This is a genomic window from Pseudomonas sp. GW821-FHT03C07 (assembly GCF_059420925.1).
In genome coordinates this window covers 547,948-564,272 of sequence record NZ_JBWKUQ010000002.1, presented here as the reverse complement: position 1 = coordinate 564,272, position 16,325 = coordinate 547,948, and the positions used below count along the sequence as shown (strand labels likewise).

Below are 16,325 nucleotides of genomic sequence, written 5' to 3'. Positions count from 1 at the left end.
CATTCCTTGTACAGACCGCCATCTTCGGCAGTGGGAGCCGGCTTGCCGGCGATGGGACCCGCGAGCCTTGCGACGCCCATCCGCGCGCCATCGCCGGCAAGCCGGCTCCTACAGGATCTGCAGCGCGTTCAAGATCCGCTGCCTAGACCACGCCCACGCCGACCAGCAGCATATCGATCAGTTTGATCCCGGCAAACGGCACCAGCACCCCGCCCAGTCCATAGATCAGCAGGTTGCGATTGAGCAGCGCCGCCGCGCCAATGGCCCGGTAGGCTACGCCCTTGAGCGCCAGCGGGATCAGAAACACGATGATCAGGGCATTGAAGATCACCGCGCTGAGGATCGCCGAGTTCGGGCTGCCGAGGTGCATCACGTTCAAGGCGCCGAGCTGCGGATAAGTCGCCACGAACGCCGCCGGCACAATAGCAAAATACTTCGCCACATCGTTGGCCACGCTGAAGGTGGTCAGCGCGCCACGGGTCATCAGCATCTGCTTGCCGACCTCGACCACCTCGATCAGCTTGGTCGGATTGCTGTCCAGGTCGACCATGTTCCCGGCTTCCTTGGCCGCCTGGGTCCCGCTGTTCATCGCCACCGCCACGTCAGCCTGAGCCAGCGCCGGGGCGTCGTTGGTGCCATCGCCGGTCATGGCCACCAGCTTGCCCTGAGCCTGGTAGTCGCGGATCAGTTGCAGCTTGTCTTCCGGCCGGGCCTCGGCCAGGTAGTCATCGACCCCGGCTTCCACGGCAATGGCCGCGGCGGTCAATGGATTGTCGCCGGTGATCATCACGGTCTTGATGCCCATCCGGCGCAACTCGCCGAAGCGTTCCTTGATGCCGGCCTTGACCACGTCCTTGAGTTCGATCACCCCCAGGGCCCGCGCGCCATCAGCCACCACCAGCGGTGTGCTGCCACGCCGCGAAACTTCATCCACCCGCGCTTGCAAGGCCTGCGGGAAACCACCGCCCAGCGCCTCGACATGCCGGCGAATCGCATCGGCGGCACCCTTGCGGATCATCCGCCCATCCGTCAGGTCGACGCCGCTCATGCGGGTCTGGGCGCTGAACGCGACGAAACTGGCATCCAGTCTTTCCAGATCCGCCTCGCCGAATTCGAACTTCTGTCGTGCCAACAGCACGATGCTACGCCCCTCCGGCGTTTCGTCGGCCAGGGACGCCAGTTGCGCCGCCTCGGCCAGTTCCCGCTCTTTCATACCCGGCGCCGGCAGGAAGGCACTGGCCTGGCGATTGCCGAGGGTGATGGTGCCGGTCTTGTCCAACAGCAGCACGTCGACATCACCCGCCGCCTCCACCGCACGGCCGGAGGTGGCGATCACATTGGCCGCCATCATCCGGCTCATGCCCGCCACGCCGATGGCCGAGAGCAGGCCACCGATGGTGGTGGGAATCAGGCACACCAGCAGGGCCACCAGCACCGTTGCGCTGACCACACTGCCGCTGCCACTCATCAGCACGGCGAAGATCGAATACGGGCTGAGGGTGACGATCACCAGCAGGAACAAGGCCGTCAGTCCCACCAGCAGAATGGTCAGGGCCACTTCGTTGGGGGTCTTCTGACGCTTGGCCGACTCGACCATGGAAATCATTCGGTCGAGAAAGGATTCGCCGGGATTGACGCTGATACGCACCACCAGCCAGTCCGAGAGCACCCGGGTACCGCCGGTCACCGAGGAAAAGTCGCCCCCGGCTTCACGGATCACCGGGGCCGATTCGCCGGTGATCGCGCTTTCATCCACCGACGCCACACCTTCGATGACGAGGCCATCGAGGGGCACCAGATCGCCGGCCTCGATCAGCACCACGGCGTCCTTGCGCAACTCACTGGCCGCCATCGGCAACCATTGCGCGCCATAACGCGGTTTTTGCAGGACCTTGGCCAGGGTCTGGCGCTTCATCCCACGCAAGCTCGCCGCCTGGGCCCGGCTACGACCTTCGGCGAGGGCCTCGGCGAAGTTGGCGAACAGCACGGTGAACCACAGCCACAAGCAGATACTCAGGATAAAACCACTGGGGGCCTCGCCCTGGCCACCCCAGGACTGCAACCACAGCAAAGTGGTGAGCAGACTGCCCAGGTACACCACAAACATCACCGGGTTTTTCCATTGGGCCTGGGGCATCAATTTCCTGAAGGCATCCACAGCAGCCGCCAGCAACAGCTCGCGGTCAAACAACGGCAAACGGGCTTTCATGTCACTCATGATCGATTCTCTTACTCAGTGACGGCGACAGGGGGCTGGCCGGGTGTCGCCAGGGCATCCAGCGCCAGGTTGAGTTGCAGCACATTGACCCGCGGCTCACCGAGCAGGCCGAAGGTGCGCGCCTCGGTCGACGCCCGGACCAAGATCAGCAGGGCGTCTTCGGACAGTTGTCGCAGCGGTGCGACGCGGCGGGCCTGGATCAGCGCGTTGGCCACTGAAATATGCGGGTCCAGCCCGGAAGCCGAAGCCGTCACCGCGTCGACCGGTACCGGCGCTTGCGGGTCCAGGCCGTTCAAGGTTCGATAGGCCTCGGCCCGTTCCTTGACCACGTCGAGCTGACGCTGGCTGGTCGGGCCCAGGTTGCTGGCCCCGCTGAGGCCGGCGTTGTAGGGCGTGGTAACGGTCTTGCTGGCGTCGTTCGGATCGACGCTCTGGGTCACGCTGGGGCGGGCCTGGAAATACTCCGGGCGGCTGAACGCCTGGCCGATCAGCGCCGAGCCGACCACCTGACCGTCGCGCTCCAGCAGGCTGCCCTGGGCCTGGAACGGAAACAGCAGGTTGGCCGCCAGGGTGGTGAGCGCCGGATAGGCCAGCCCGGTCAACAACATGAAAAACACCGAGGACATCAGCACCGGGCGCCACAGGCCACGGAACAGCCCTTGAGTTACCGCCAGCGGCGGCGTGGAAATACGCGTAGTCATGCAATCATCCTCACTTGTAGGTCTGGCCGGAGAGCAGTTGCAGTTGCTCGACCACAGGCCCCAGCGCGAGCGCCGGCAGGAAGGTCAAGCCACCGACCACCAGCACCACGAACACCACCAGGAACATGAACAGCGGCGTGGCGGTGGGAATGGTCCCGGCACCGGCCGGGGTGGTCTTTTTCAAGGCCAGGGAGCCGGCCACGGCGAGCATCGGCAACAGGGTGAAGAAACGCCCGAGCAACATCGCCAGGCCGATGGTGGTGTTGAAGAACGGCGTGTTGGCGTTCAGCCCGGCGAACGCCGAACCGTTGTTCGCGGTACCGGAGGTGTAGGCGTAGAGCACCTCGCTGAAACCGTGCGGCCCGACGTTATTCAGGCTGTCCAGGGTCGCAGGCCAGAGCGCGGCCAAGGCGGTGAAACCGAGGATGCAGATCGGATGCGCAAGCACCGAGAGCATCACCAGTTTCATCTCTCGGGCTTCGATGCGCTTGCCGAGGAACTCGGGGGTGCGACCGATCATCATGCCCACCAGGAACACCGTCAGCAGGGCGTACTGGATCAGGTTGATAAAGCCCACGCCGTCGCCGCCGAACACACAGTTGAGCATCATCTGCGCCATGGGCACGAAGCCACCCATGGGCATCAGCGAGTCATGCATGGCGTTGACCGAGCCGGTGGTGGCGCCGGTGGTGGTGGCGATGAACAGGCTGGTGTCGGCGATGCCGAAACGCAGCTCCTTGCCTTCCATGTTGCCGCCGCTCTGGGTCGCGGACAGCAGTTGGTCGACGCCCAGCTGGGTTAGCAGCGGATTGCCACCCTGCTCGGCAAAATAGACCACCGCGAGAAAGCCGATGAACATCACCAGGAAGGTGCCGAAGAACACCCAGCCCTGACGCCGCCGGGCCAACCGGCTGCCGAAGGCGTAGGTCAGTGCCGAGGGGATTAGCAACATGCTGAAGATATGCAGGATGTTGGTCAGGGGCGTCGGGTTCTCGAACGGGTGCGCGGCGTTCATGCTGAAAAAGCCGCCGCCGTTGGTGCCGATATGCTTGATCGACTCGAAGCTCGCCACCGCACCGACGATCAGTTGTTGCCGGGTGCCTTCAAGAGTGGTCGCCAGGGCCTGGGACTCGAAGGTCTGCGGCATGCCCTGCCAGACATAGACCAGCGCCATGACGAAGCACAACGGCAACATCACCCGGTAGAGGATGCGGGTGAAGTCCACCCAGTAGTTACCGATATCCGTCGCACTGGCCCGGCTCAAGCCGCGAATAAAACCAGCGGCGGCCACCACCCCGGAGGTGGCGCCGGCGAACATCAGGAAGGTGATCACCGCCATCTGGCTGAAGTTGGACAAACTGGTTTCACCCGAATAAGCCTGCCAGTTGGTATTGGTAATAAACGAGGCGGCGGTGTTGAACGCCAGGTCCGGGGTCTGGGCGGCCAGGCCCAGCGGGTTGATCGGCATCGATGCCTGCCCGCGCAACAGCAGGTAGCCGAGCAGCATCATCGCGCCGTTGGACAACAACAGCGCCGAGCCGTAGCGGGCCCAGCCCATGGTTTCCCGCGGATCGACGCCCAGCAGGCGATAGGTCAGGCGTTCCGGCAGCGCATGGGCGGGGTGGCAAAACACCCGGCTCAGCCAGCGCCCCATCAAGACGGCGAGCCCGGTCATCAGACCCAGGACCAGCGCAAATTCCAGCAGTACGGTCAACATGTGGAGGCTCCGTTCAAAGCTTGTTCAAGGCGACAATGAACAAGGCTGTCGCGCCGAAAAACACCAGGGTCGCGCCCAGGAAAATCAGGTCGTACATGGTTGGGTTCCTTGTTCGATACGGTTCTTGCGAACCGTACAAAGCGCCTGCGGCGAGGCGCGCGGTGAGATCAGAAATCTTCGGCCCGGATCAAGGCGTAGCCCAGGTAGACGAACAGGCCGGCCGCGCCCAGGCCGCTGATCAGGTAGATAAGTTTGAGTGTCAACACGGTGGCTCCCCTTGCGAAATCGGCGGCTCGCTCAAGCGCACACAAAGGCGCCGCAAGCCAGGTCAAAGGGTACGGGCGAGGGTATTAAGGTCGGACACTGATTGGCCGGAGGGACGTTAAGATGGCGTATAGAAGCGCGTTCCCCTGCTGGCGTAGGGGAACGTCCAGGGCACGGGATCAGGCCTTGATCGGCAACCAGATCTCCACGGTGCCGGTGCCTTTTTCCGGATTGAAATCGGCGCTGTAGCGCTCGAACTCCGGCGCATCGGCCGCCAGGTAGCCGGATTGCGGCAACCAATGGTTCCAGATGGCCTCGAAGGTCTGCTTGAGGGTATCGAGGGAGCCTTGATGTTCGAACACCGCGTACTGCTGGGCCTGCAGTTCCACCCAGCGATACAGCTCGGGCAGGTCGTCGAGCTTGCTGATCTGCACTCCGGCGATGTACTCGAAGCCGCCCTGGCCATCCGGATGGCAGCAGATACCGTACGTCACCTCACCGACTTGGCTGGGGATTTTTCCGATGTGCGGCACAAAGGCGTCCCACAGGTCAGGGATAGAGCCCGACGTCTCGGCGGTAAAGCGGGCGCCCAGGCCGGCGATCAATTGAAAATGACCGTGCTCGAAGCGTGGCGCTGGCAAGGCCTGCGTGTAGCCAAGATGATGTGCTGCGTCCATGGGTGCAAACTCCATATGGGAAACGACTCCGAAGGCAGTATAGAAGCAAATAATCGTGTCGCTTTGACAACCCGGCCTCTGCCCCCCCTTCGAAAATATTTTCCACGGCACATCTGGACAGATGGCCAGCATCGCCCTTATTGTCTGCCCGCAGGCCACCGCAGTGGCCGACGTCGCTCGGACGGTTCCGGGCGCTTACGTGTCAGAGGTTTACATGGCAGACCAAGGTTCGCCGCGCCGCTTTGCGCGCATTGATCGACTCCCCCCCTACGTATTCAATATCACTGCCGAGCTGAAGATGGCCGCCCGTCGTCGTGGCGAAGACATCATCGACTTGAGCATGGGTAACCCCGACGGCGCCACCCCGCCGCATATCGTCGAAAAACTGGTCACCGTCGCCCAGCGCGAAGACACCCACGGCTACTCCACGTCCAAGGGCATCCCCCGGCTGCGCCGAGCGATTTCCCACTGGTACAAGGATCGCTACCAGGTCGATATCGACCCGGAAAGCGAAGCCATCGTCACCATCGGTTCGAAAGAGGGCCTGGCCCACCTGATGCTCGCCACCCTCGACCAGGGCGACACGGTGCTGGTGCCCAACCCCAGCTACCCGATCCATATCTATGGCGCGGTGATCGCCGGCGCCCAGGTCCGTTCAGTGCCGCTGGTGCCCGGCGTGGACTTCTTCGCCGAACTGGAGCGGGCCATCCGTGGCTCCATCCCCAAGCCGAAGATGATGATTCTCGGTTTCCCGTCGAACCCCACCGCGCAGTGCGTGGAACTGGATTTCTTCGAACGGGTGATTGCCCTGGCCAAGCAGTACGACGTGCTGGTGATCCACGACCTGGCCTATGCCGATATCGTCTACGACGGCTGGAAAGCCCCGTCGATCATGCAGGTGCCGGGGGCCAAGGACATCGCGGTGGAATTTTTCACCCTGTCCAAGAGCTATAACATGGCTGGCTGGCGTATCGGTTTCATGGTTGGCAATCCGGAACTGGTCAACGCCCTGGCGCGGATCAAGAGCTACCACGACTACGGCACCTTCACGCCGTTGCAGGTGGCGGCTATCGCCGCGTTGGAAGGCGATCAGCAGTGTGTCAAGGACATCGCCGAGCAGTATCGCCAACGCCGCAACGTGCTGGTCAAGGGCCTGCATGAACTGGGCTGGATGGTCGAGAACCCCAAGGCCTCGATGTATGTCTGGGCGAAGATCCCCGAAGAGTATGCCCATATGGGTTCGCTGGAGTTCGCCAAGAAACTGCTGGCCGAAGCCAAGGTCTGCGTCTCGCCGGGTGTTGGCTTTGGCGAGTACGGCGACGACCATGTGCGGTTCGCCCTGATTGAAAACCTCGACCGTATTCGCCAGGCCGTGCGCGGGATTCGCGGGATGTTCCGCGCCGATGGCCTGCTGAAGAAAGCCACTGCTGAGTAACCCCTGTGTAGGAGCGAGCTTGCTCGCGATGGTCGTCAACGATAATACGGGGCATCTGATACCCCGCTGTGCCTGGACTGCCATCGCGAGCAAGCTCGCTCCTATGATGGCATTAGGGCTTGCCACAGGATCGGGGCCGACACCGTCACAAGTGTCGGCCCCGAGTCGTTTAGACCACCAGCGACAGCAGCAGGATAAACACCAGCCCCACCACCGACAGAATGGTCTCCATGGCCGTCCAGGTCTTGAACGTCTCGGCCACGGTCATGTTGAAGTACTGCTTGACCAGCCAGAACCCGGCATCGTTGACATGGGACAGGATCAACGAGCCCGCCCCCGTCGCCAGCACCAGCAGCTCGCGGTTAACCCCGGGAATCAGGTCCACCACCGGCATCACGATACCCGCCCCGGTAATCGTCGCCACCGTCGCCGAGCCCGTGGCCACGCGGATCACCGCCGCCACCAGCCAGGCCAGCAGGATCGGCGAAATCTGCGCATTCACGGCAATATGCCCGATCACGTCACCCACGCCACTGGTCACCAGCATCTGCTTGAAGCCACCGCCAGCACCAATGATCAGGATGATCGCCGCGGTCGGCGCCAGGCTGGCATCGAGCAGCTTGAGCACGCGCTTGGAATCCATGCCCTGGCGCTTGCCGAAGGTGTACAGCGCCAACAGCAGGGCCAGCAGCAAGGCGCTGATCGGATGACCGATCATGTCCATCCAGATGCGAAAGAAATGCCCGGTCGGCAGGGCAATGTCGGCAAAGGTCTTGAGCAGCATCAGGAACACCGGCAGCAGCACCGTGACCAGGGTCACGCCGAAGCTAGGCAGCGCTTTGACTTGCGGTTCGCGGGCCAACTGGTCGACCAGTTCCTGCGATGGGTTGCCCGGAATGTACTTGGCAATGAAGGTTCCGTAGATCGGCCCGGCGATAATGGCGGTCGGCAGGGCGACGATCAGGCCGTAGAAAATGGTCTTGCCGATATCGGCATTGAACACCCCGATGGCCAGCAGCGGCCCCGGATGCGGTGGGACCAGGCCGTGCACCGCCGAGAGCCCGGCCAGCAGCGGAATACCAATCTTGATCAGCGGCACGCCGGTACGTCGCGCGACGATGAACACCAGCGGAATCAGCAGCACGAAGCCGATCTCGAAGAACAGCGGGATGCCCACCAGAAACGCCGAGCACATCATCGCCCACTGCACCCGCTCCTTGCCGAAGGCACGGATCAGGGTCTGGGCGATCTGATCGGCGCCGCCGGAATCAGACATCATCTTGCCGAGCATGGTCCCCAGCGCGAGGATGATCCCGACAAAACCCAGCACGCCGCCAAAGCCATCCTGGAAGGCGCCGATGATCTTGCCCGCGGGCATGCCCGAGGTCAGACCGAGAAACGCCGAAGCGATGATCAGCCCGACAAAGGGGTGAATCTTGAAGCGGGTGATCAACACGATCAACCCGATAATCGTGACCACTGCATCCAGCAACAGATAGGTCTCGTGGGACAGTCCGAACATAAGGTGTCTCCTGCTTGTTGTTTTTATACGCGGCGTGGTTTGACGATAGTCGCCTGGGACAGCGCTATCTTTTCGAAGCAAAAATCAGGCGGAACGTTCCAGCCCGTGTCCCTGCCACCAGTGATGGGCCGCCTGTGCCAGGCGCTCGACGCTCTGGCTCGAGGCGTCCAGGATCAGGGTCAGGGGCTCGCCGAGCGGCGGTTCAAGGGTGGCGAACTGGCTGTCGATCAGGGTCGAGGGCATGAAGTGTCCGGGACGATGGGCCACCCGCTCGGCGGCGACTTCGCGGCTCAATTCGAGAAACACGAAGCCCAGGCCCGGTGCCGCGCCGCGCAGGCGTTCGCGGTAACTGTGCTTGAGCGCCGAACAGGTCAGCACCGGATGCCCGCCCGTGGCCAGGACCCGACGCAACTCGTCGCACAGGCTGTCGAGCCAGCCGGCACGGTCGTCATCGGTCAGGGGAATGCCGGCACTCATCTTGGCGATATTGGCGGCGGGGTGAAAGCTGTCGCCTTCGATCTGGGTCGCGCCGTTGAGCCGGCACAGGGCCTCGCCCACACTGGACTTGCCGCAACCGGAGACGCCCATGATGACCAGGGCAGTGATGGGTTGACTCATGTAACACCTCAGCACGAAGACAGCGCTGTCTTTGCCAGAGCTTCCATTACAGGAAAGCAAAGCACAAAACACAGACTGCCGACGCTTTCTTGTCATTTTTATGGGGTGGTGCGCTAAACATCCACGACAGCATCCGACGCGATCAGGCCAACCACGCTCGGACAATTGCAGGCTCGTCGAGACAGCGCTACCTTAGTGCCTTGAATTTTGTTTGGCAAGCCGTCCGATGACCTCCACCAAAACCGACAAGAATACCCGTACCACGGGACGCCCTACCCTCAGCGAAGTCGCGCGCCTGGCCGGCGTCAGTCCGATCACCGCCTCGCGGGCCCTGCGCGGCATCAGCAGCGTGGCCACGGAGCTGGTGGAAAAGGTCCGACAAGCGGCAGAAGAACTGAACTACGTGGTCAACCCGGCCGCCCGCGCGCTGGCTTCGGCCCAGAGCCATTCAGTGGTGGTGCTGGTGCCGTCGTTGTCCAACCTGCTGTTTATCGACACCCTCGAAGCCATTCACTCGGTGCTGCGCCCCCGGGGCTTCGAGGTGCTGATCGGCAACTATCACTATTCCCGCGACGAAGAAGAAAACCTGCTGCGCAACTACATGGCCTACCAGCCACGGGGCTTGTTGCTGACCGGTTTCGACCGCTCGGAAAGCGCGCGGCGGATGATCGAGGCGAGCAACGTGCCGTGTGTCTACATGATGGACCTGGACCCCGGCGCCGGGGTGAACTGCGTCGGCTTCTCGCAACAAAACGCCGGCGCCACCGTGGCCGAACACCTGATCTCCCGCGGTCGCAGGCACCTGGCCTATATCGGCGCGCAGCTGGACCAGCGCACGCTCCTGCGCGGCGAAGGCTTTCGCCAGGCGCTGCAGGCGGCCGGGCTGTACCACCCGGACCTGGAACTGCTGACCCCGCGCCCTTCGTCGGTGGGCCTGGGCGGCGAACTGTTCCTGCAACTGATGCAGAGTCATCCGCAGGTCGACGGGATCTTCTTCGGCAACGACGACCTGGCCCAGGGCGCCCTGCTGGAGGCCATACGCTGTGGCATTAAGGTGCCGGAGCAGGTCGCGGTGGTGGGCTTCAACGACCTGCCTGGCTCGGCCTTCATGGTCCCGCGTCTGAGCAGCATCCGCACGCCCCGGGAGGCCATCGGCCGGCGAGCGGCGGAGCAGATGCTGAGTTTGATGGCCGGCAACCCGGTGGCCCAGCCCGTGCAGGACATGGGCTTTGAACTGATGGTGCGCGAGAGCAGTTAAGCCGCCGCAGGTACCTGGAGTATTCCCCGGCGCACCGGGGAATGGGCCTCAAGCGTGATCGGCGCGACGTTTTTCCCTGATCAGCAGCAGCGCGGCAAACACCCCGATCCAGACCACCGAAGCGCCGTAGTTCAGGCGCTGGTAGAGACCGAAGCCCTCCCCCGCGGCCACCGCCAGCCCCATCAACGGCAATGCCGCCAAGGCCACCAGGGTGCAGGCCAGGGAAAACCAGGCGAAGGCTTTCGAGCCCAGCAAATGACCGGCGAGATACACCCACAAGGCGTTGGCGATCACCAGAGTCAGAAACATCATCAGCCCCGCGCTGTTATGCACGGTCTGGTTGAAGGAAGGGTGCTGCAACCCACAGCCGGCGTCGCAGGAAAAGTAACCGGTGAACAAACTGGCAATGCCGTGCAGCGCAATCAGCACGCCACTGATCTGCGCCAGGCCGCGGCCTTCGAAACAGGCGAAGACCGTCACGCCGAAGGCAAAGAACAACAGCCCCAACGGCACATTGTTGATCAACGGCGACAACTCGTGGGTCGGCGCGCCCAGCGCCCCCAATTCACTCATGGCCTGATTGAGATGGCTGTAGCCCGGATACAGGGCACCAGCCAGGGCCAGCCCGACGAGCAACCAGAAGGGCGTCAACAACCCGGCCACACAGCCGAATTTACGCAATGCCTTGTGCATCTAGCGCGGACCTCTGAGGGTTGGATGAAAGCAACAGGCCACTATCCTAAAACGCCACGGGAACCGCGAGCCAGAGATTTATCGAGCGGACAGACTGACGGCCATGGTCTACCTTGAACTGTCACAAAGCATTCATTCGAGCGTAAAAAAAACTGCATGGAAGTCTGAATGAACTCTCTCAAGGTATTACTGACCGGCGCCTGCGGCCGGATCGGCAAGACGTTTTTCCAGGCCACGAAACAGCATTACGACTTTGTCCTCGCCGACCGCCATCAGCCGGACTTCGCCATCGGCGATCACCGTTTCGTCCGCCTGGACATGGCCGACAAGGAAGAGCTCGCGGCCCTGGTCGATGGCATCGACGTGGTGGTGCACCTGGCGGGCATCCCTTTTGCCGATTCGTCCTTTGAGGAACTGCTGCCCAACAACATCATGGCCACCACCTATCTGCTGGAGGCCGCCGCGAATGCACAATGCAAGCGCGTGGTGTTCGCCAGCAGCGCCCAGGCCATCGAGGGTTACCCCCAGGACCGGCAGATCACTCCGGGCATGCCGGTGATGCCAGCCAATCTGTTCGGGGTGAGCAAATGCTACGGCGAAGCACTGTGTGCCTTCTACTCGGCCCAACGCGGGTTGTCGTGCATTGTCTTGCGCATCGGCGCCTTCAAATTTCCCGACGACCATGACCTGCGCCACACCGCCGACCTGAGTACCTGGCTCAGCCCCCGCGACGCCGTGCAGTTGTTGCAGCGCGCGATCGAGGTCAAAGGTGTGCAGCACCTGGTGGCCTACGGCATCTCCAACAACCGCTTCAAGCGTCTGGACCTGAGTGAAACCACCCGGGTATTGGGTTATCACCCGATCGACGATGCATCCCAGGCGTTCGGGCTGCAGCTTCACTGAACCCGGAAACGCACTGCCGGGAACGACAACCAAGGCGGCACGGCCCCCCTCCGTCGTGGCGAGCAACGCGAAGACCGCGGACAACCAGGCCAACCCGCTCGACCAGCAGGCTGCCGGGGCCTTCCTGACCACGAAGTAAGCCGTCGGCTCAGCGCAACATTTCGAACAAGGCCCGCACCGCCGCCGAGCGCCCTCCCGCGGCCGACGGCAGCAAACCGAAGCGCCGTTTGATCGGCACCTCCAGGCGCAGCACCCGCAGGCCCTTGCGCTCGGTGGGCAGGGCCAGCTCGGGGACCAGCGTCACCCCGAGGTTTTCCCGCACCAGGGTGTAGGCGCTGCTCCACTCGCGGACCTCGACGCGCACGTCCCGCAGCGACAGGCCGATTTCGCCAGCAATGCTCCGCGCGTTGACCTCGCAACCGCCGGTCGCCAGGACAAAGGGTTCGGCGACCAGCTCGGCCAGACTCACACGGCCATCGGCGCCCCTCGCGGCCAGTCGATGGCCCATGGGGACCACCGCGACCCAGGTGTCGTGCCCCAGCTCCAGGGCGCCACTTTCGATATCAGGGTTGAGCACCACGCCAACGTCCACGGTGTCATTGGCGAGCATGGCCTGCACTTCGTGATCGCTAACCTCCAGCGCCACCACTTCGATACCGGGATGGCGTTGGCGGAACTGGCGCAGCAGCGGTGGCAGCAAGGTGCCCAGGATCATTGGAAAGCTCGCCAGGCGAATGCTGCCGCCGACCAGTCCTTTATCGCTGTCGACCTGCCGGCGGATGTTTTCCAGGGCGGCGAGCATCACCCGCGCCTGTGCCAGGACCTGCTGGCCGATGGCGGTGGGCAATGACTGGCGGGCATGGCGGGTGAACAACTGGACGCCGAGGGTCTGTTCCATCGCCGCCAGCGCCTGGCTGGCCGCCGATTGGGTCATGCCGACCTGTTCGGCAGCGTGGGTCAGGGTACCGGTATCGAGTACCGCCACCAGCAGGCGCCAATGCAGCAGATTCATCATGACAGTAGCTGACCTTATGGCTTATTTCTCAAGAATTAATTTTACCCAGGTCCGGGCACCATATGACACTGCCGCTCGCCAAAGCCACCCAGGCTGAACACGGTTCTTACTCCAGGGAGTCTCATTGTCATGAAACTGTACTACGTCCCACAGACCTGCTCGCTGTCACCGCATATTGTCCTGCGTGAGCTCGGCCTGCCCTTCGAACTGGTGCGGGTCGACAACCAAAGCAAAGTCACCGAGCACGGTGAGGACTTTCTCAAGATCAATCCCAAGGGTTATGTGGCCGCACTGCAGTTGGACGATGGCCGGGTTCTCACCGAAGGCACCGCCATCGTGCAGTTTCTCGCCGACCTCAAGCCCGAGGCCGGACTGGCGCCGGTCAATGGCAGTTGGGAGCGCTCGCGCCTGCAGGAGATGCTGAATTTTATTTCCGGCGAAGTGCATGGCGGAATGGGGCCGCTGTTCAACAGTGCGATAGCGGATGCGGTGAAAGCGATTTTCCGGGAGAAGCTGTATAAGCGTTTCGCCCTGCTGAGCAGCACCCTGGAACAGCATGACTACTTGCTGGGCGCACACTTCAGCGTGGCCGATGCCTACCTGTTCACCGTGCTGCGCTGGACGGCCTTCCTTGGCCTGGACCTGGGTCCGTGGCCGGCGTTGGGACGCTTCATGGAGCGCATCGCTCAACGGCCAGCCGTTATCGCCGCGCTGGCGGTGGAACTGGCGGCCTGAAAGTCCGCTGGCGAGCGCGATAGCAGACACCCGCACTTGCACCTCACAGGCCGCCACTCACACGCTGGGCCACCGCCGAAGGGACCCAGGCGTTCCAGACCTGTGGTTGTTGACGCAGAAAGGCTTCGGCGACCTGGCGTGGTGGCAGACGTTTTTCAGCCATTTCGGCCAAGGTGCGGTTCAGCAAATCGATGGGCAGGTCGACCTTGGCAAAGAACTCGACCAGTTCCGGGTACTGCGCCTTGAACGGCGCGGACACGCCGATCGCCAGATGCGCCGGTAGCGAGCGGGTACCGCGTGGGTGCGGGTTGCTGGCATCGGCCAGGGTCTTCCAGGCTTCGCCGTCGAACGGCGGCTCTTCCAGTTTCACCAGGTTGAAGCGCCCCAACAGTGGGGTCGGCGACCAGTAGTAGAAAAGGACCGGCTTGCCGCGTTTGACCGAGGACGCGACCTCCGCGTCCAGTGCCGCACCGGAGCCGGTGCGGAAGTTGACGAAGCTGTCGCTCAGGCCATAGGCCTTGATTTTCTGGCTGTTGACGATCTCCGAGGTCCAGCCGCTGGGGCTATTGAGGAAGCGCCCGCGGGACGGGTCTTCCGGGTCGCGGAACACGTCCTTGTAGCGTGGCAGGTCGGCCACCGACTTGAGGTCCGGTGCCAGTGGCTGGATACCCCGCGCCGGGTCGCCCTTGATCACATATTCCGGCACCCACCAGCCTTCGGTGGCGCCCTTGACCGTGTCGCCCAGGCCGAACACCTTGCCTTCGCTTTCGGCCTTGACCCAGGCCGGGCTGCGTCCGGCCCACTCTTCGCCGATGACCTGGATATCGTTTTTCGCCAGGGCGGCTTCCAGGCTCACGGTGCTGCCGGGCAAGGTGTCGGTGGAATAACCGTAGCCTTTCTCGACGATCAGCCGCAGGACCTCGGTGATCAGGCTGCCGCTCTCCCAGGTGATGTCACCGAAGTGGATCGGGGCGTTCTTTTCAGCGGCGGGTGCCGGCTGGGCCAGCAGGCTCAGGGCCAGCAGCGAGCCGCCGAACAGGGTCTTGATGGATTTCATGGTCACCTCGTGGTGGTTGAGTTTTCATGTCGGGTCATCGAGCGCCACTGGGGTTTCCCCCTTGGAGTAGCGGTATGCCTGGCCCAGGTCATGTAATTGCTGACTGACCGTTGAGAAATCCCCAGTTCGGCGGCGATCTCGGGGTAAGTCAGGCCGTTGACCTGGGACAGCAGAAAAGTCGCCTTGACCTTGTCGGGCAGGCCGTCGAACAGGCGGTCGATATTTTCCAGGGCCTTGAGCATCAGGACCCGCTCTTCGGCAGACGGCACTTCGAGCGGCTGAAGCTGTTGCAAGGCATCGAGGTAGGCGCGCTCCAGGTCGCGGCGCCGCCAGAGCTGGTACATCAGGCGCTGGGCAATGGTGGTCAGCAGCGCGCGCGGCTGACGGATCGGCACCGTGTCGGGAACCATCAGCAACTGGACGAAGGTGTCGGCGGCGATGTCTTCGGCGCTGGCACTGGAATCCAGGTGGCGGCGTAAACGGGCGCACAGCCATGGGTAATGACTACGGAACAATCCGCCCAGGTAATCGCTGTGAGGTGTGTCGGCGCCGGACATAGTGGCTCCAATTCAAGAGAGATGTGCTGTATGTCCGGTGGTCCGGTGGCAGGGATCCTACCAACCCGGCTTATTCTTTAATAATATTTAAAAACTATTTTTATATACCATTTAGTTATTTAATTGATTGATTGACGTCGATCCCGTAGGAGCCGTTCAGCGCACCTGGCTAAATCCCAGCGCCTGGGCCTGATCGCGGTAATCCAGCAGGACCTGATAATCCGCCTCGCTCGCCGGCAATATCTCGCTCAAACCCAACGTGGCCGCAACATCGGGAAGCTCGTGCAGCGCTTGGTTCATCGCCGCCCGAATGCCCTCGATCTCCTCGACGCTCGCCCCGGCACGGGTAATGTAAGGCAGGCACGGACTCAAGGCGCTGCGCGCCACCACTCTCAGCCCGGCCACTTCATGGGGCGCAAAACGCGCCAGGCAGGCAAAGGTCACGCTGTCCACCGCCGCCAGGTCGGCGAGATCCTCGCGCAACCAACGCAAGCTTTCCCGGTGAGCACCGCTCTGCCCGACACTGGCAAAGAACCGAGCGTCCCACTGCAGGGGCGCCAGTGAATGTCGCAACAGGTTCATCCCGCTATTGGAACCCTCGTCGTTGATCACACCGCGACTGCCGTGGAAGTCTTCCAGCACACGACGGTCCTCACGCTCACGACTCAGCAACAGGCTGCAATGCTCACCGCCCGAGGCATGCTCCAATTCATAACGCGGACGCCCGACCAGCTTGACCTGACCGCGCAACAGGGTCATCAGCGGATAACCGCAGGTCTGGGTGAACAACAACTGCGGGGACAACCAAAGCCCCATCAAATCCAGGCCCTCGGCAGAACCACGGCGCACCCCGAGCTTTTCCACAATCCGCTCGATCCAGCGCTCGTTGGCCTCCCGCACTTCCTGCGGCGCCACATACATCAACAGTTCGGCATAGCGATGGGTCATGAACCCT

Annotated in this window: 16 protein-coding genes; 4 read left to right on the top strand and 12 right to left on the bottom strand. The window is 62.8% G+C overall.

Translation table 11 applies throughout. The annotated features are described in order from the left end of the window. Window positions 1-142 precede the first annotated feature (142 nt). From kdpB to AC07VG_RS05800, 5 genes are all read right to left on the bottom strand, one after another. Window positions 143-2,209 carry a potassium-transporting ATPase subunit KdpB gene (kdpB, locus tag AC07VG_RS05820; RefSeq protein ID WP_495002508.1) on the bottom strand — a complete coding sequence of 689 codons (2,067 nt, stop codon included), beginning with the start codon at window positions 2,207-2,209 and terminating at the stop codon, window positions 143-145. 20 nt (window positions 2,210-2,229) lie between these two features. Then, window positions 2,230-2,919, bottom strand: coding sequence for a potassium-transporting ATPase subunit KdpC (gene kdpC / locus AC07VG_RS05815; protein ID WP_495020636.1), 690 nt, complete (start codon window positions 2,917-2,919; stop codon window positions 2,230-2,232). A 10-nt stretch (window positions 2,920-2,929) separates the two neighbouring features. Continuing rightward, a complete protein-coding gene (kdpA, locus tag AC07VG_RS05810; RefSeq protein ID WP_495002468.1) occupies window positions 2,930-4,636 on the bottom strand; it encodes a potassium-transporting ATPase subunit KdpA in 1,707 nt (568 codons plus the stop codon). Between the two features lie 167 nt (window positions 4,637-4,803). Further along, window positions 4,804-4,902, bottom strand: coding sequence for a K(+)-transporting ATPase subunit F (gene kdpF, locus AC07VG_RS05805; protein ID WP_100944121.1), 99 nt, complete (start codon window positions 4,900-4,902; stop codon window positions 4,804-4,806). A gap of 177 nt (window positions 4,903-5,079) precedes the next feature. After that, entirely contained in the window at window positions 5,080-5,577 is a 498-nt protein-coding gene (locus tag AC07VG_RS05800) for a GyrI-like domain-containing protein (RefSeq protein WP_495002467.1), read from the bottom strand. 214 nt (window positions 5,578-5,791) lie between these two features. Here AC07VG_RS05800 and alaC point away from each other — a divergent pair, with 214 nt between their 5' ends. Next, a complete protein-coding gene (gene alaC / locus AC07VG_RS05795; RefSeq protein WP_495002466.1) occupies window positions 5,792-7,012 on the top strand; it encodes an alanine transaminase in 1,221 nt (406 codons plus the stop codon). Between the two features lie 169 nt (window positions 7,013-7,181). Here alaC and AC07VG_RS05790 read toward each other — a convergent pair whose 3' ends face one another. Both AC07VG_RS05790 and AC07VG_RS05785 read right to left on the bottom strand, forming a co-directional pair. After that, the gene (locus AC07VG_RS05790) at window positions 7,182-8,534 is read right to left on the bottom strand and encodes a GntP family permease (RefSeq protein ID WP_495002465.1); all 1,353 of its coding nucleotides are present in this window, start codon (window positions 8,532-8,534) and stop codon (window positions 7,182-7,184) included. 84 nt (window positions 8,535-8,618) lie between these two features. Continuing rightward, on the bottom strand, window positions 8,619-9,152 hold the full coding sequence (locus AC07VG_RS05785) for a gluconokinase (RefSeq protein WP_495002464.1): 534 nt from the start codon (window positions 9,150-9,152) through the stop codon (window positions 8,619-8,621). A 226-nt stretch (window positions 9,153-9,378) separates the two neighbouring features. Between AC07VG_RS05785 and gntR the strand changes: the two genes are divergently transcribed. Continuing rightward, on the top strand, window positions 9,379-10,410 hold the full coding sequence (gntR, locus tag AC07VG_RS05780) for an HTH-type transcriptional regulator GntR (protein ID WP_495002463.1): 1,032 nt from the start codon (window positions 9,379-9,381) through the stop codon (window positions 10,408-10,410). A 48-nt stretch (window positions 10,411-10,458) separates the two neighbouring features. On the opposite strand, the gene AC07VG_RS05775 is transcribed toward gntR, so the two are convergent. Continuing rightward, window positions 10,459-11,103 carry a DUF998 domain-containing protein gene (locus AC07VG_RS05775; RefSeq protein WP_495002462.1) on the bottom strand — a complete coding sequence of 215 codons (645 nt, stop codon included), beginning with the start codon at window positions 11,101-11,103 and terminating at the stop codon, window positions 10,459-10,461. A 168-nt stretch (window positions 11,104-11,271) separates the two neighbouring features. Between AC07VG_RS05775 and AC07VG_RS05770 the strand changes: the two genes are divergently transcribed. Continuing rightward, the gene (locus AC07VG_RS05770) at window positions 11,272-12,006 is read left to right on the top strand and encodes an NAD-dependent epimerase/dehydratase family protein (RefSeq protein WP_495020635.1); all 735 of its coding nucleotides are present in this window, start codon (window positions 11,272-11,274) and stop codon (window positions 12,004-12,006) included. 148 nt (window positions 12,007-12,154) lie between these two features. Here the strand turns inward: AC07VG_RS05770 and AC07VG_RS05765 are convergent, their stop codons facing one another. After that, window positions 12,155-13,021, bottom strand: coding sequence for a LysR family transcriptional regulator (locus AC07VG_RS05765; protein WP_495020634.1), 867 nt, complete (start codon window positions 13,019-13,021; stop codon window positions 12,155-12,157). Window positions 13,022-13,150: 129 nt separating this feature from the next. Here AC07VG_RS05765 and gstA point away from each other — a divergent pair, with 129 nt between their 5' ends. Next, window positions 13,151-13,756 carry a glutathione transferase GstA gene (gstA, locus tag AC07VG_RS05760; protein ID WP_495002459.1) on the top strand — a complete coding sequence of 202 codons (606 nt, stop codon included), beginning with the start codon at window positions 13,151-13,153 and terminating at the stop codon, window positions 13,754-13,756. Window positions 13,757-13,799: 43 nt separating this feature from the next. Here the strand turns inward: gstA and AC07VG_RS05755 are convergent, their stop codons facing one another. The 3 genes from AC07VG_RS05755 to AC07VG_RS05745 form a co-directional block, all read right to left on the bottom strand. Next, the gene (locus tag AC07VG_RS05755; RefSeq protein ID WP_495020633.1) at window positions 13,800-14,813 is read right to left on the bottom strand and encodes an ABC transporter substrate-binding protein; all 1,014 of its coding nucleotides are present in this window, start codon (window positions 14,811-14,813) and stop codon (window positions 13,800-13,802) included. 2 nt (window positions 14,814-14,815) lie between these two features. Next, window positions 14,816-15,370 (bottom strand): sigma-70 family RNA polymerase sigma factor, encoded by a 555-nt coding sequence (locus AC07VG_RS05750; RefSeq protein ID WP_495002457.1) that lies wholly within the window; start codon window positions 15,368-15,370, stop codon window positions 14,816-14,818. Window positions 15,371-15,526: 156 nt separating this feature from the next. Continuing rightward, window positions 15,527-16,318 carry a phosphate/phosphite/phosphonate ABC transporter substrate-binding protein gene (locus AC07VG_RS05745; protein WP_495002456.1) on the bottom strand — a complete coding sequence of 264 codons (792 nt, stop codon included), beginning with the start codon at window positions 16,316-16,318 and terminating at the stop codon, window positions 15,527-15,529. Window positions 16,319-16,325 lie beyond the last annotated feature (7 nt).

Bases quoted from the DNA above. Each gene is read 5' to 3' on its own strand.
- AC07VG_RS05750 (WP_495002457.1), bottom strand. From the start codon at position 15,370: ATGTCCGGCGCCGACACACCTCACAGCGATTACCTGGGCGGATTGTTC.
- AC07VG_RS05745 (WP_495002456.1), bottom strand. From the start codon at position 16,318: ATGACCCATCGCTATGCCGAACTGTTGATGTATGTGGCGCCGCAGGAA.
- kdpA (WP_495002468.1), bottom strand. From the start codon at position 4,636: ATGTTGACCGTACTGCTGGAATTTGCGCTGGTCCTGGGTCTGATGACC.
- AC07VG_RS05790 (WP_495002465.1), bottom strand. From the start codon at position 8,534: ATGTTCGGACTGTCCCACGAGACCTATCTGTTGCTGGATGCAGTGGTC.
- alaC (WP_495002466.1), top strand. From the start codon at position 5,792: ATGGCAGACCAAGGTTCGCCGCGCCGCTTTGCGCGCATTGATCGACTC.
- kdpC (WP_495020636.1), bottom strand. From the start codon at position 2,919: ATGACTACGCGTATTTCCACGCCGCCGCTGGCGGTAACTCAAGGGCTG.
- kdpB (WP_495002508.1), bottom strand. From the start codon at position 2,209: ATGAAAGCCCGTTTGCCGTTGTTTGACCGCGAGCTGTTGCTGGCGGCT.
- AC07VG_RS05800 (WP_495002467.1), bottom strand. From the start codon at position 5,577: ATGGACGCAGCACATCATCTTGGCTACACGCAGGCCTTGCCAGCGCCA.
- gntR (WP_495002463.1), top strand. From the start codon at position 9,379: ATGACCTCCACCAAAACCGACAAGAATACCCGTACCACGGGACGCCCT.
- AC07VG_RS05785 (WP_495002464.1), bottom strand. From the start codon at position 9,152: ATGAGTCAACCCATCACTGCCCTGGTCATCATGGGCGTCTCCGGTTGC.
- AC07VG_RS05770 (WP_495020635.1), top strand. From the start codon at position 11,272: ATGAACTCTCTCAAGGTATTACTGACCGGCGCCTGCGGCCGGATCGGC.
- gstA (WP_495002459.1), top strand. From the start codon at position 13,151: ATGAAACTGTACTACGTCCCACAGACCTGCTCGCTGTCACCGCATATT.
- AC07VG_RS05765 (WP_495020634.1), bottom strand. From the start codon at position 13,021: ATGATGAATCTGCTGCATTGGCGCCTGCTGGTGGCGGTACTCGATACC.
- AC07VG_RS05775 (WP_495002462.1), bottom strand. From the start codon at position 11,103: ATGCACAAGGCATTGCGTAAATTCGGCTGTGTGGCCGGGTTGTTGACG.
- AC07VG_RS05755 (WP_495020633.1), bottom strand. From the start codon at position 14,813: ATGAAATCCATCAAGACCCTGTTCGGCGGCTCGCTGCTGGCCCTGAGC.